Source organism: Variovorax beijingensis (assembly GCF_007828835.1).
In the GTDB taxonomy this organism is placed as follows: domain Bacteria; phylum Pseudomonadota; class Gammaproteobacteria; order Burkholderiales; family Burkholderiaceae_C; genus Variovorax; species Variovorax beijingensis_A.
The window spans coordinates 1-13485 of the sequence record NZ_VIVL01000004.1 but is presented as its reverse complement, the minus strand read 5'-3'; the positions used below and the strand labels follow the sequence as shown (position 1 = coordinate 13485).

The 13485-nt window shown below is 58.7% G+C and carries 14 protein-coding genes; 10 read left to right on the top strand and 4 right to left on the bottom strand.

What is annotated here, in order from left to right; genetic code table 11:
• Positions 1 to 148: 148 nt before the first annotated feature.
• The gene (locus FB547_RS13580; protein ID WP_145743035.1) at positions 149 to 361 is read left to right on the top strand and encodes a helix-turn-helix domain-containing protein; all 213 of its coding nucleotides are present in this window, start codon (positions 149 to 151) and stop codon (positions 359 to 361) included.
• A 201-nt stretch (positions 362 to 562) separates the two neighbouring features.
• Here the strand turns inward: FB547_RS13580 and FB547_RS13575 are convergent, their stop codons facing one another.
• The 3 genes from FB547_RS13575 to FB547_RS13565 form a co-directional block, all read right to left on the bottom strand.
• Positions 563 to 775, bottom strand: coding sequence for a hypothetical protein (locus FB547_RS13575; RefSeq protein WP_145743033.1), 213 nt, complete (start codon positions 773 to 775; stop codon positions 563 to 565).
• Positions 776 to 1384: 609 nt separating this feature from the next.
• Positions 1385 to 2299 (bottom strand): PD-(D/E)XK nuclease family protein, encoded by a 915-nt coding sequence (locus tag FB547_RS13570; RefSeq protein WP_186454161.1) that lies wholly within the window; start codon positions 2297 to 2299, stop codon positions 1385 to 1387.
• 8 nt (positions 2300 to 2307) lie between these two features.
• Complete coding sequence (locus FB547_RS13565; protein WP_145743029.1) at positions 2308 to 4551, bottom strand: UvrD-helicase domain-containing protein; 2244 nt, start codon at positions 4549 to 4551, stop codon at positions 2308 to 2310.
• Between the two features lie 515 nt (positions 4552 to 5066).
• On the opposite strand from FB547_RS13565, the gene FB547_RS13560 reads away from it, so the two are divergent.
• The 9 genes from FB547_RS13560 to FB547_RS13520 all read left to right on the top strand — a co-directional run bounded on the left by FB547_RS13560 (position 5067) and on the right by FB547_RS13520 (position 12990).
• Positions 5067 to 5666, top strand: a complete 600-nt coding sequence (locus FB547_RS13560) for a hypothetical protein (RefSeq protein WP_145743027.1) — start codon at positions 5067 to 5069, stop codon at positions 5664 to 5666.
• Positions 5666 to 6838 carry a DGQHR domain-containing protein DpdB gene (gene dbpB, locus FB547_RS13555; protein WP_145743025.1) on the top strand — a complete coding sequence of 391 codons (1173 nt, stop codon included), beginning with the start codon at positions 5666 to 5668 and terminating at the stop codon, positions 6836 to 6838. The genes FB547_RS13560 and dbpB (FB547_RS13555) overlap by 1 nt, the downstream gene beginning before the upstream one ends.
• Complete coding sequence (gene dpdA, locus FB547_RS13550; protein WP_145743023.1) at positions 6835 to 8148, top strand: tRNA-guanine transglycosylase DpdA; 1314 nt, start codon at positions 6835 to 6837, stop codon at positions 8146 to 8148. The genes dbpB (FB547_RS13555) and dpdA overlap by 4 nt, the downstream gene beginning before the upstream one ends.
• The gene (gene dbpB, locus FB547_RS13545) at positions 8129 to 9214 is read left to right on the top strand and encodes a DGQHR domain-containing protein DpdB (protein ID WP_145743021.1); all 1086 of its coding nucleotides are present in this window, start codon (positions 8129 to 8131) and stop codon (positions 9212 to 9214) included. The genes dpdA and dbpB (FB547_RS13545) overlap by 20 nt, the downstream gene beginning before the upstream one ends.
• Entirely contained in the window at positions 9211 to 9921 is a 711-nt protein-coding gene (gene queC / locus FB547_RS13540; protein WP_145743018.1) for a 7-cyano-7-deazaguanine synthase QueC, read from the top strand. Before dbpB (FB547_RS13545) ends, queC begins: the two co-directional genes overlap by 4 nt.
• The gene (queE, locus tag FB547_RS13535) at positions 9918 to 10550 is read left to right on the top strand and encodes a 7-carboxy-7-deazaguanine synthase (protein WP_145743016.1); all 633 of its coding nucleotides are present in this window, start codon (positions 9918 to 9920) and stop codon (positions 10548 to 10550) included. Before queC ends, queE begins: the two co-directional genes overlap by 4 nt.
• Positions 10547 to 10909 (top strand): 6-carboxytetrahydropterin synthase, encoded by a 363-nt coding sequence (locus FB547_RS13530; RefSeq protein WP_145743015.1) that lies wholly within the window; start codon positions 10547 to 10549, stop codon positions 10907 to 10909. Before queE ends, FB547_RS13530 begins: the two co-directional genes overlap by 4 nt.
• A 349-nt stretch (positions 10910 to 11258) precedes the next feature.
• A complete protein-coding gene (locus FB547_RS33305) occupies positions 11259 to 11837 on the top strand; it encodes an HNH endonuclease (RefSeq protein WP_186454160.1) in 579 nt (192 codons plus the stop codon).
• A 4-nt stretch (positions 11838 to 11841) separates the two neighbouring features.
• The gene (locus FB547_RS13520) at positions 11842 to 12990 is read left to right on the top strand and encodes a DGQHR domain-containing protein (RefSeq protein WP_186454159.1); all 1149 of its coding nucleotides are present in this window, start codon (positions 11842 to 11844) and stop codon (positions 12988 to 12990) included.
• Positions 12991 to 13034: 44 nt separating this feature from the next.
• Here the strand turns inward: FB547_RS13520 and FB547_RS33300 are convergent.
• The coding region (locus FB547_RS33300) for a hypothetical protein (RefSeq protein ID WP_186454158.1) at positions 13035 to 13485 on the bottom strand (451 nt) is incomplete at its 5' end.

The following is a 13485-nucleotide window of genomic DNA, read 5'->3' as shown; positions in this document are numbered from 1 at the left end:
ACGACGCGTCCGCGCATCCAGAGGGAGATTGGCGACTGTATACGGCATTGAGCGAGCCCTCGAATCGTCCAAAAGTGATGATTAGTCTACATGATATGTGACGATAAGTCCGTGGTCAATTGGTCTACAAAGAAGCCCAATCGCGGCCGTGATTTCACTGTCCGTTCGATTCGGGAAACGTCTGCGGGAACTCCGCAAAGAACGCGGCCTTTCGCAAGAAGACTTCGCAGCGCGTTGCGGGCTCGACCGTACCTACGTCAGTGGCATGGAGCGCGGCGTGCGAAACCCCTCCCTAGCGGTGATCGATACGCTGGCAGTCGCCTTGGGAATCCGCCTCGAGGAGTTGTTCAAAGGACTGTAGCGTCAATGGTGCCGCCGTCTTCCAATGAGCGCACAGCCATTCTTGATTTACCTCATCCGCTTTTGGGCCATGACCAAGCACGGGCTCCAGCACGATCTAGGTTGCGCCACAAATGAACGATCGCGAAAACTATCGGCTGAATCGAGTTGGAGGCAGCCAACTTCAGATCGAAAGTCCGCGCTGCAGGGCCACCCCCCCAAGTCACCGACGAGCCTGCATCATCGCGGAGACCTGCTGCCCTGGGTTGGGCGATGCCGTCTGCAACGCCAATGCGAAGCGGCGCACGTCGAAGTACGGAAACAGGTCTTTTTCCAGATTGCGTTTCTCGCGTGTCGCGTAGTGACCGCTCCAGCGCGCGTGGTGCTTGTCGAACCATTCGAGAGCCGTCTCTCGAAAGGTATCGCCGCTGTTCACGGGCGCCCTGAGCTTGACCACCTGGCGCGCCTGTATGGGATTGATCCCGGAAGCCTTCTTGGCCCTGGCGGCGTCACGCGCCTTGCGCGCCGCCGCAAGGCTCGCGTGTTAGCGCCGATGTAAAACCAACCCACTGCTGGAGTGAACCCCTGCGGCTGGACCACGGGGAGTCACCGGATTTCAGTGTATGCCCCCGGATCCGATTCGCCCAGTTCCCAATGAAAAAGGGCGTCCGGTGGATAAAACCGGACGCCCTTGGACGTTTTGTTGGTCGTGTGAAACCGATCTAAAGATGTCCCGCAGCCCGTATGAATATTAGCTTTCCCCAATTCGAAAAACGTTTTGTACCCCCTTTTGTACCCCCTATCAGAGCCCCGTTTCTTACGTTGCTTCTCCGCATCAGTTCCTGCCGCCCGGATTAACGCCCGCAACAGCACCGCTGCAGCATCCAGCATTGGCAGCGCAGTGCGCAGTGGCACCGTCGCGAAGGCATCAAAGATGGAAGCCGGAGGGTTGAAACGCTATCGGTGCTCGATGCGCGTCACCACAGCCGCGGCCCGATTTTCCGGGAGATCGATGTCGCAGTGATACGCAATCATCCTCAGGAGGTCATGCGAAAGGCATACGGCGCGGGACGCTCGCCTTCGGGCATCTCCAGCGAAGATCGCAGATATTGCACGTCTCTTCCTTCGGTTTGGCGCCCGGCAATGGCCAAGTCGACGTCGACGCGCACTGGATAATCTCCATTGCGGTCTGATGAAAACGAGTCAACGCGTCTTGCACACGTTGCGGCGTGAAAACGACTTCGTGCACGGCACGCGCCGGCCGCTTGCCACTCTTAACATTGTCTTCGGAGAGTTCGTTCAGGAAGTACAAGACTGCCTTGGATGGATACGCACCGGAGCGAGCCTTGTAAAGCTCAGCATAGACGCACATCTGCCATTCGTACTCCTGCATCTCCATGTCAGTAGCCGCCGGCCGCCGGGAGCCCTTGTAGTCCCAAATTTCACGCGTTGACGCAGTGCCAATAGTACCGGGCCGGTCAACAAGGACGTCTACCACGCCACGCAAAACATAGTCGGCGCGGTCCTGCTCCAACCTGAATTCAGTGTCATGGATGAGGGGATAGAGCGTCGGGCCTTCTACGGCATTGAAAAACCTGATGATCTCCAGAGCGCGCACAGCAACGCTCTCGCTGACGGCCCGGATGCCATGTGATTTCAAGGCGGTCCTGACTTCGTTGAAGAACCCCTCGATGTCCGTGTCAGTTGGCAGTGTGCCCTTCGGCACGCCCGGACTCATTCCAGCGAAATGGCGATGGCATCGGTCGAGAACCTGGTGCACCACCGTTCCAAAGAATGCCTGCGCCGATTGAGCCGGCACAAAACCATCGTGTGCGAAGTGCCCATACTGATAGCTGCAGTGACGGTACGAAAGGATGTCGCTGGTCAGGCTCAGGCGAGGTCGAGCACCCGAATGGGACAACGCAGGGACCTGAACGTTCTGGTAGATCTTCGCAAACAAGGCATCTCCTAGAGGTTGATCAAACGCTGCGAGAGCCAGCCCTTCTTAGGACCGCAAGGCACGGCATTGCCAGTGGCATTGGCAACATGCGTTTTCGTGCCTACCAGGATCAGTGCGTACTGCGCGCGCGAATACGCCACGTAGAACTGGCGGATGCGGTCGAGTTCCGCGCGCACTTCGGGCTGTGCCAGTTGGAAGACGCGGTGTGGATTGCCCGGAAAGGCTGCCATTTGCGACTCGAGGTTATGCGCGTCTCCGACGGTCGGCTTTTCGCTCAGATGGCCTACAAACACGAACGGAAACTCCAGTCCCTTGGCCTGGTGGATCGTCATCACAGGCACATACCCAGGTGGGCAGATCACTTCGTCATCGCCGACCTCGTCCATCCCTGACCTGGCCAGGTAGCCGAAGAATAGATGGTAGAAGGTTCTGACCCAACCGGCCACGATGGCGTACGGTGCCTGGTCATCGACCTTCATGCGTCCTCGCTGCACGTTCAGGTTTCCCAGCACCGGCATGGACGCATACGACTCCAACAGCGCTGTCAGGCGTGCCAAGCGAACACGGCGTACAGGATCGCTGTGCCATTGGTCAAATGGGGGACAACTCAACACTAGGTACGCGATCTCCTGCAGGCTGGTGTCGACAAACTGGTCCTTGTGTGCCGCGATGTTCTTCACGCACTTCTGGATGTAATCGCCCAGTTTGGGATGAGCGCCGGCAAGCGCAGCATAGGTGGCGCGGCAATCGACAATGAACTGGCTCAGATCGTTGGAGGTCGGAATATGCTGGCCACTGGGGTCCAGCATGGCCAGAAGCGCGCCCAGGAATCCCTGCACTTCTTCTTGTTGCAAGAACGCTTTGTTTCTCGGGTTGTAGACCTTCAGCCCTGCCTGGCGCAGTGCTTCCACATAGGGACCCGCATTTCGAGGACTCTCCTTGGTGCTATTGAGCAGCAGACAGCACTGTGACGGGTCCTTGACAATACTGTGCTTCACCAGGTCGGCCACAGCGCTGGCGAACTTGCCTGCAGCATCCGCGATGGTCTTGCCCTCTAGAATTCCCACCGCGGCATAGTCACCGACAATGCCTGAGTTCGCCGTCATCGCCTTCTTTCCGGACACGCGAGCTCCGGGTTGGTTCATTGAAGGGAACGCAGTGATGTACTCATTGAAGAAATCCACAATGCGCGGGTGCGAGCGAAAGTTGCCGGCAAGCGGAAACTTCCCGACTTGGGCCGGCGCCATATTGAGATATACCCGGCACGCGTCATCAAAGGTCACCATGCACTCGACCGAACCGCCGCGGAACCGGTACATCGCCTGATCGTCGTCGCCCACCACGACCAGGTTGTGATGGTGATGGCCTGCCATCTCGAAATAGATTGCCTCTTGCACGAGGTTGGTATCCTGGTACTCGTCGACCAAGACCCATTTGATGCCTCCACGAGCGCCGGGCGTTCCTTTCAAGAAGGACGTCCCCAGAGGCGTCTTCAGGAACGACAAGAAGTGCGACTGGAGTTCGGAGAAATCGCAGCGGTGGTTGTTCTTGAGATGCTGGCGGTACTCGTCGTAGAGATCCGCAATTCGCCTCCAGTGCCCGTCCGCCTTGTACATAGCTGCCACGTCCACACGATCTTCGGCGATCCGATTGAACAGCTTGACCAGCGCCGTTGTTCGCAGCCATTTGCTGGGCAAGTTCTGGTAACTGGGCTGCCAATCCCTGGGGATGAACAGGTAGTCGAAAGCTGACCACAGCGCAACGTCGGCGGGATCATCACTTTTTACGGCACTTAGGTGCTCGTAGACGAACATCGCCTGCTCAAACGCGTCCATGAGCCGAACGTTCTGGTATGAGGCCGCACGATGCTCTTGAAGGATATCGTTGCACAGCGCGTGCAACGTTCCCACCTTCAACTCCGAAGTGTCGATGACGCCTAGCGTCGGATACGCGGCTACGAGGATTGCTCGATACCTTCCGATCCGATCTTCCAAATTCTTGGCTGCCTTTTCGGTAAAGGTCGTGATCAGGATGGAGTGCGGGGCTACAGGCTCCTTTTGAAAGGGCTCGTGGCCGACGTACATCAGCCGTAAGGCAAAGAGCGCCAGGACCTCGGTCTTTCCGGAACCCGGGCCTGCCAGCACCCAAGCCGGACCACTGGGATGACGAAGGATCGCAAGTTGCTCCGGCGTGGGCGTCTTTGACGAGGTCGGGGGGAACAATGCGGCAATGAGTTCAGTCAGCGATATCACCTTCCATCCTCTCGTGCTTTTAGTTACATCTATTGTCGCACCTGAGGTCAGGGCGTGCCGGCCCTTTGCACACTTTCTGCAACGTTTCGCCCTGGCCCTTTCGGTGTCGCCCGCAGACGTGCAGCGGCATCGTCCGCGCGGGATCAGGTGCTGGATAGGAAACTGCACATCTGCGATACTGCCGTAATTACAGTTTCTCAGGCATGGTTGTTCTCTCTTCTTGCAGTTTCACGAAGCGTGTCCTCGTCAACCCACAGTTGACGGTTTCAACGATTCGAGCGCGCCGTCTAGCCCCCTTCGCGCAAGAATGGGCGAGGCGTATTACCGCCGCTCCCTCAGTCGCGCGTGCAGGCGATCTATACGGAGGCCCGGGCGTCTCGTCAGCATTAGCGGCCGCGCGTCGGCTAGGCTGCCCGTCCTACTTTGTTTCCGCAGGGCTCTCTCTCGTTTCGGCGCACCGCTGGGTGCCGTCCTATGACCTGAGCGTCTCGCAGGCAGCCTCCTGCCCGCCTGCGGTGGCCAACGGCGAAGCATCCGCGGCTGACTGGTGGGAGACCCTCAACAGTGAGTTTGGTCGAAGCCAGCCGATCGCCTCCTTGGTACGGCGCTCAGATGGCCCAGTTCTCATCGCGCTGCCCGAACCCTACGTTCGCATGGTGTCGCGGGACCTGATCTCGCTGAGTACCAGTCAGCAGTCCAAATTGCGGCTGATCGTTGCGCGCAACACCCGGGTTCCGAATGAACTGCAGCCATGCGTTCTGCGCTATGACGAGCGCTTGGCAGGACTGGCCACTGCACCCGGCGGTGCGAATTCGTACTTCCCCCAGCGGGCTCTGGGACACTTCGCAGAACTCTTGTCCCGACACCGGCATGGCGATGTGGACATCGCCACTCACAGGCGTTGGGTTGAAGCCGATCTCGCCAGGGCGAAGCCTATCGAAGTGCCTAAGCGAAGTGTTCAGACCGACCTTGAGGTCTTTCGCTGGATCAAGAACGTCGACCCCTTGTCCACACGATCTGTCACAGCGTTGTTGCGCGCGTTCCGGGAGGCCGGCCGGGCCTGCGAACAAAACAGATTTCGTCGGCTCGTCGAACATAGCAGGAGACCCGTCTGATGGAACCCAGTACCAAGCGCACGCTAAAGCCCGCAGTTACCAAGACGCGTTCCGCGTCGATGACTTTGAACGCGTTGCGTTTTCGACAAGGCGAGGCCACGGTCTACAGTTTCGTTCTTCCTGGCGACAAGATCTCGCAGATCGCAGACATGAGCCGCGTAAAGCGGGAAGGTCGCAGCAACACGCTCGTCGGATTCCAGCGATCGGAGATCCAAACCCATGTGCGACAGATTGGGGAATACCTCGACAAGGGCCCGGGTTTGTTTCCGAACGCCGTCATTTTGGCTATCACTCCGAGTGTGACCTTTCAGGCCAAGCGCGGTCCCAAAGTGGATCGTGTGAGCGTCGAAGGTGTCGAGGCTGGAAGGCTTACGATCCCCGGCCGCCCCGACGGCGAGAAGGTAGCCTGGATCGTCGATGGTCAGCAACGCTCTCTTGCGCTCTCAAAGTCAAAGAACGGGGGGCTTCTTGTGCCCGTCGTGGCATTCGAATCCCAATCCATAGAGACGCATCGCGAGCAGTTCATCCTTGTGAATCGCGCGCGCCCTCTCAAGCAACGTCTCATCGACGAACTTCTACCCGCGACCGACGACACGCTCTTGCCTCGCGACCTGGCGGCCAACCGAGTCCCTAGTGAACTTTGCAACCTGCTCAACTCGAAGCCGCAGTCGCCGTTCTACAAGCGCATCGCCCGCACGTCACTGAAGCCAGAGCGGCCGGACGTCTTCATCGACTCGGCCATTGTTCGCATGATCCGCGACCGCGTGAACGGTACCAGCGGCGCGCTCCTTCATCTTAAGGCGAGTGGCGAGCGCGGGCCCGACCTGGCCGAGATGTATCGCCTGCTCAGCGCCTATTGGAGCGCAGTCGCCGAGACGTTCCCCCAAGCCTGGAACCTGCCGCCAGACAAAAGTCGGCTGACCTCCGCCGTTGGCATCACCGTCATGGGTGTCATGATGGACCGGATTTGCGCGCGGGTCGGCTTCTCGCACAAGAACCCGCAGGCAATCTACACGACCGAACTCAAGAAGATCGCGGGAGAATGCGCTTGGCACTCTGGCTCATGGCAGGGACTTGGCATGCCCTGGAACGCACTGGAAATGACCAGCAAGAGTTCAACGCGGGTCATTCAACTGCTTAGCGCAGCCTACGTTCGAGCGAGCGCGCTATGAAGTTTATCTATGCAGATTCCATCGACCAGATTGACCCCGAGTACGACTTTCTCCGGGACAAACACTCGGCTGGTCGCCGCCCGTATTGGTCCGACTCCTACCCTCACGAATACTTTGCACCGCCGCCCTACGACGGGGTACTCGTGTCCCGGGGCATCGTCGGCGACAGCCGCGTCAAGGGGAAGTACAGCGACGCACATGCAATGCGCTTCCGCAGAGAGGGCGCCCGGGCGTTCCTGCGCATGGACACCCCTCAGTTAAAGAACCTCCCAATCTTCGGAGACTGCGGGGCGTTTACGTACGTGAAGGAAAAAGTGCCGCCTTACTCCGCTGAAGAGATGGCACGGTTTTACTCCGACGGCCAGTTCACCCACGGCTGCTCCGTTGACCACATCATCTTTGCATTCAGGCCGCAGAGTCAGGGCATGGAGGGCGCAGAAGGCGATGATCGCGATCGCTTCGACATCACTCTAGAGAACGCTCGCGTATTCCGGAAGGCGACGCGAAGCATTCCCGGATTCACACCCCTGGGCGCCATACAGGGTTGGTCGCCCGACAGCATGGCCGAGGCCGCACGCCAGCTTGAGAAGATGGGCTATGACTACCTTGCGGTCGGAGGCATGGTCCCACTGTCTGCAAACGAGGTCCACATCGCACTGCGAGCGATCCGCAGCAAACTCAAGCCCTCAACTCGCCTACACATACTCGGCTTTGCGAAGGCGGAGCAGATCAGCGAGTTCTACGACTACGGCATCGAGAGCTTCGACACAACGTCGCCGTTGTACAGGGCCTTTATGGACGCCAAAGCCAACTACTACGTACCGACTGCCGGCATTGGCCTGGACTACTACACAGCCATTCGCGTTCCGCTAGCGGTGGAGGATCCAGCCCTGACTAGAGCGAGCCTGAGGGGAGAACTTCGGCAAGAGGAGGCCACCAAGGCAGAGCAAGGCGCTCTCGCTGCCTTGCGAGCTTTCGACTCTGGGAAGCTCAAGCTAGAAGCGGCAGTTGAAGCAGTCATGGTCTATCAGCGCATGTACCAGACTGCAAAGGTGAAAACCGAGAAGGCGCTGCAGAAGACCCTCGCTGACACCGAAGAGCGAGTTCGCAGAACTTTGAGTGCCTCCCCTTGGAAAACCTGTCCTTGCCGGGTGTGCAGGGAGTCTGGTGTCGAGGTCATCATCTTCCGCTCATCCAATCGCAACAAGCGGCGAGGCTTTCACAACCTGTACGTCTACTCAGAGCACGTTGCGCGCATCTCGGGAGAAGTCAAGGAACGGAACACAGAATATGTCAAAGAAAAAGCTTAGGTTTGAGGGGTTTCTGGCCGCACAGGGCAGCGAGCGGAACGTGGTGATGATCCGGGCCACGGCGTCCGAGATCGCGGAGATCGCTGCCATCGAGCGATTGGCACGCGACAGTAACGGACGGGCCGTGGGATTCCAGCGCCCCCAGGTTTCAGGGCATATCAGCGAGATCAGGACCTATCTTGAGCAAGACGACGCTGTACTGCCGAACGCCCTCGTCTTGGCTTTCGTAGAGAACGCGCGCGTAATTCCCGGCAAAGGCGCCCAGTGTGTCCTCGAAGTGACGGCGTCAAATGGCCCACCTGGTTTTGTCGTCGACGGACAGCAGCGCTTGACAGCCCTCAGTCAAACAGGCCGCGGTGACTTCCAGGTGTTTGCCTCGTGCCTTCTGTGCAAGGACATGGAAGAACTTCGGCGCCAGTTCATTCTCATCAACAACACTCGCCCTCTTCCGAAGTCGCTCATCTACGAATTGCTTCCGGGGGTTGATGAGTTGCCTGAGCGCCTGACTTCACGAGCGTTGGCCGCAGCCTTGACGGAGAGACTGAACTTTGCTGAGGGGAGTTCCCTTCGCCACCAGGTGAAGATGCAAACTAACCCTGCCGGGATCATCAAGGACACGGCGCTTCAGAAGGCGATTCTGAACTCCGAAGCAGCTGGAGCCATCCAGGTTCTGATGTCTGGCAAGGATGGGTTGAGCGAATCTCAAGGGCTCCTCAACAACTACTTCGCGGCCGTCCAGGAAGTCTTTCCGCAGGCATGGGCTCAGCGTAAGCCGACCACCTCTCGCCTCGTTCACGGCGCGGGCGTTGTCGCCATGGGTTTTGTGATGGACGAGATCTACGCACGGTCCCACTCCGCCTCCGTCGACTCGTTCGTCGCTGGCCTGCAGCCGCTTGTCGGCGCGACAGCTTGGACTGAAGGGCACTGGCATTTTGGTGATGGCGAGCAGATTCCCTGGAACCACATCGAATTCACGCCGCGGCAAATTCAGCAATTGGCTGAGCACCTCGTTTCGCTGGTGCGGCATACGAAGCAACCCAAGCGAGCAACGAGGTCAACACGATGAGTGAACGCAAAGCGCTGGTCCTCCTTTCGGGCGGACAGGATTCGACGACATGTTTGGCGTGGGCTCTGGAGCGGTACGCGTACGTCGAGACGGTTGCCTTCGACTATCGGCAGAGGCACTCCATTGAGCTCCAGCAACGGCTTGCCGTGCGGACCGCGCTCAAGACGCTGCGCGTCGACTGGGCGCCTAGGCTTGGCGAGGACCACCTCCTCGACCTGGCAGTTCTTGGCGAGATCAGCAGTACTGCGTTGACGGACGACCGTGCTATTGAGATGCAGGCTAACGGCCTGCCCAACACGTTCGTTCCTGGCCGGAACTTGCTCTTCCTGACCTTGGCTGCTGCTCTCGCCTACCGGCGAGGTCTCAGCGTCCTCGTAGGCGGTATGTGCGAGACCGACTTCTCCGGCTATCCGGACTGCAGAGACAGCACCATCAAGTCGCAGCAGGTGACGTTGACGCTTGGCCTGGACATGCCGATCACCATCGAGACCCCGCTCATGTGGCTGGACAAGGCAGCAACGTGGGGCCTTGCAGCGGAGTTGGGCGGCAAGGAATTGGTACATCTCGTCGTCGAGCACACCCACACTTGTTACCTTGGAGAGAGAGGTGCCCGTCACGCCTGGGGCTATGGCTGTGGCAGTTGCCCCGCTTGCCAACTGCGTCGCAATGGCTGGGAGCGCTATGCGGAACTCGAGGTGGAGAAGTGACCTACAGCATCAAGGAAATTTTCTATACCCTGCAAGGCGAGGGAGCGAATGCTGGGCGACCAGCAGTCTTCTGCCGCTTTGCGGGGTGCAATCTCTGGTCGGGACGCGAAGAGGACCGCGCTACCGCTGTCTGCAAGTTCTGCGACACAGACTTCGTGGGAACCGACGGCACGTTCGGCGGCAAATATAGATCGGCTGATCAACTCGCGGATCGCGTGGCCTCTCTTTGGTCCGCGCAAACTGGGAAACGCTTTGTGGTTTTGACAGGCGGTGAGCCGATGCTCCAGGTCGATGCGGAGTTGCTAAGGGAGCTTCACGCGCGCGACTTCGAGATCGCCGTCGAGACAAACGGAACGCTGGACGTCCCCGATGCAGTTGACTGGATTTGCGTGAGCCCGAAGGCCGGTGCTCCGCTACGCCAACTTTCGGGTAACGAACTCAAGGTGGTTGTTCCTCAGGATGGTCAGAACCTGGATGCACTCGTCGAACTCTCCTTTGACTTGCACCTTCTTCAGCCCATGGATGGCCCATTGCGGCGGGAGAACACGCAGCGGGCCATCGAGGTCTGTCTTCGCGACCCGCGCTGGCGGCTGAGCACGCAGACTCACAAGACCCTGGGGATCCGATGAAGTTTGAACTCACCCAGCGCTTCTACTTCGAGGCCGCTCACACGCTGGAGCGGCGATATGATGCCGAGCCAAGCAGGCGCATCCACGGCCATACATACCACGCGGCAGTCACCGTGTCGGGCCCGCGCAGTCAAGAAACCGGCATGATCGTTGATTTGGCGCTTCTCCGCCGCGTGATCGAAGACGCGCGACAGAAACTGGATCATCGCCTGCTGGATGAAGTCGCTGAACTAGGATCTCCGACGATTGAGAACCTCTGCTCTTTCATATTTAACGCCATGACGCATAGATCTTGGACCGTCGAGCGCGTTGAAGTCAGCCGCCCGACAAGCGGAGACTCGTGCTCCCTTATCGCATAGTTAGCTCAAAACCGCAGCCAAAATGCCAGGAAAGCAGCCGTACACGATCCGGGGTGACCTGCCGCGATTTCGCCCGACATCGCCCGGAGAGGATCTCTGGTTGGCTCTGCGGGATATGTACGTGTCCGACAGTGAGTCAGCCTATCCAACGCTTGAACTCGTTGACCTTCCCAGATGGCTAGAGCCACCTGGGCCGTTCGCGGAACGTCATATTGACGTGGCCGTAACCACGACCGCCTACCGGTTACTGAAGACTGCCAAACGGGTCCAGAAGGAAGCCGCACTGGACGGTGAGGCGACACGGAGTTCTGCAGGGCAGAGTCTGGTGGAAGACCACGTCTGGAGACACATGGTTGAACACATGGAGTTCGCCGCCCTGGATCCCAGACCGCGCAGAGTCTTGCCCTACCTTGTCTACCGGTCACTTCTCGCGGGTAACGCTGACATTGGAACGCAAGCACGCGCGACCACCCTCCATGAGGCGCAGGACCCGATCGACAGCCAAGTTCGTTGCTACTGCTGCGGCGACACGCTCTGGTCGCCAGACTTCGAAACGCCTCTCCGTGAAATTTCGCTCGATCACATTTGGCCTCGGACACTGGGCGGCATCAGCACGCCCGACAACCTTTTGCCGATCTGCGCCCCCTGCAATGGCGCCAAGGAAGATCGCGCATCTTGGAGCGTATTCGGCGTAGTCTTTGACCACGCGCTGTCCGAGCGAGGCGGTCATGATGAAGAGCGATTGCTCGGACTGGCACTTCACAGACGCGCCGCGGGCGCCCTCGCAACATCCGAGTATCTGACGCTGAAGGAGGCGTTTGTCAAACTCGGACCGCGCACAGACGTCGAGTTGATTGACGAGGCCGTTGATCGGCACTTCTTCAACTTCCGTGCTCATGACGCCGAGAAATTCTCTTTCACCGAGTGACGACATGCCGCAATACAACTACCCTGCCATCATCTACAAGCAACGAGGCACAGCGGAAGCTCTGTTCTGCATTTGCACGGTCGTCGTCGGAGAACTCCGGCTATGGGCCCGCGTGGACCGCCTGACGCCGGAAAATCAGCAGGGGGTACAGCGGGCACGCAAAGATGCAAGGGTCGATGCCATCGAAGACTTTCTGAAAGTCGACGAGCGCAACACCATTCCCACGTCAATCATCGTCGCACTTCCGGTGGCCGCAGCCACCTTCGGTGCCTTGGACTTGCAAACTGTCGGAACGGCACCTCAAGCGGTGACCCTCACGATTACGACCAATGAAGCGCAACCCCAACCCGGGCTCATCATCGACGGCCAGCATCGCACTGACGGCATCGCGCAGTTTGATGCGAACATGCCTGTCAATCTCGTCACCATCATCGGGCCATCCGACGACGAGATTGCTTTCCAGTTTGTCGTCATCAACAACAAGGTAAGCAAGGTCGCAGCGGAGCACATAAAAGCTCTGAAGATTGGCTACTCCTCGGCGAACCTTGATGCACGCTTGCGCAAATCCGCGCGCATGAAGTCAAGCGGCGAGCCCGCCTACCTGGATCAAATTGATACGCAAGATGACAGTCCGTTTAGGGGACGGCTGAAGTGGCCTAGAAACGAGGAAGACCCGGCACGCGCCATCCCTGTGAACGCGTTCGAAATGGCGATGGCATACATCTCGCGCCAACGCATCGACCAGACCGCATCCTCGGACCCTAACCCGGACTTTGTTGTCCGCTTCTTCATCGAAGTCTGGAAGGTAGTCGCCGAAAAGTGGGCGGATGCGTGGGCAGACCCAGCGGGGAAGCTAACCACCAAGGTGGGGGTCATCTGTATGACCGAGTTTCTTGTGGAGGCGATGGTGAGTTGGTCGACGACCCCGGGGCAAGCCATCGACTTGACTGATCTCAACCAGGTGCGCGATCTCACGTCGGCTGCTTTGGATCAACTCGAGCCTGGACTCTGGACCTCCGAGTGGAACGCGGCGAGCTTGGATACGTCGTCCGGTCGTGGCAAGATCGTTGAGACCCTAAAGTCAATCCAGCGCAACAAGCTAAAGGGGTTGCCTTGGAACCTAAAAGTCCCCTTGGTCGATTCCACCATCTAGTCGGAAGGCAACGCCGCGATGCGTCGCGGTCTCGCGTGGCGTCCTCAAAGTACGATGCCCGGGGACTTCTGCTGGAACTCCTCGTCCTTCTTCACGTAGTGTCGATGCAGCCTCACCAGCGCGATTAGAACGACCGGCGTGAGCAGATACGGAAGTGCTCGCGCAAGCTGAAAGTTGGCCAGCGGCAGAGAAAAACCGGGGATGACACGTTCGACAAAGTGATAGCACAAGACAAGGGCACCCACCGCGCCGGACAGCCAGAATTGGATCTCGAAGTGCTGCGCATACTTGCCTGGCGCTCGATGCTTGCCAAAGAAGGGATGGACAAGCTTCAGGTCATCTGAGTTCAGGAACAGACGCTCGATGTTTGTAATGATCGCAAGATTCCTGTTGAACCAATGTATGCGGTCAATTAACCACGCCCTTGTTGAGTGAACGATGAGCTGTGAGGCTACGTGTCCATGTAGAGCAACATGGACATGTAGAGATGACAGA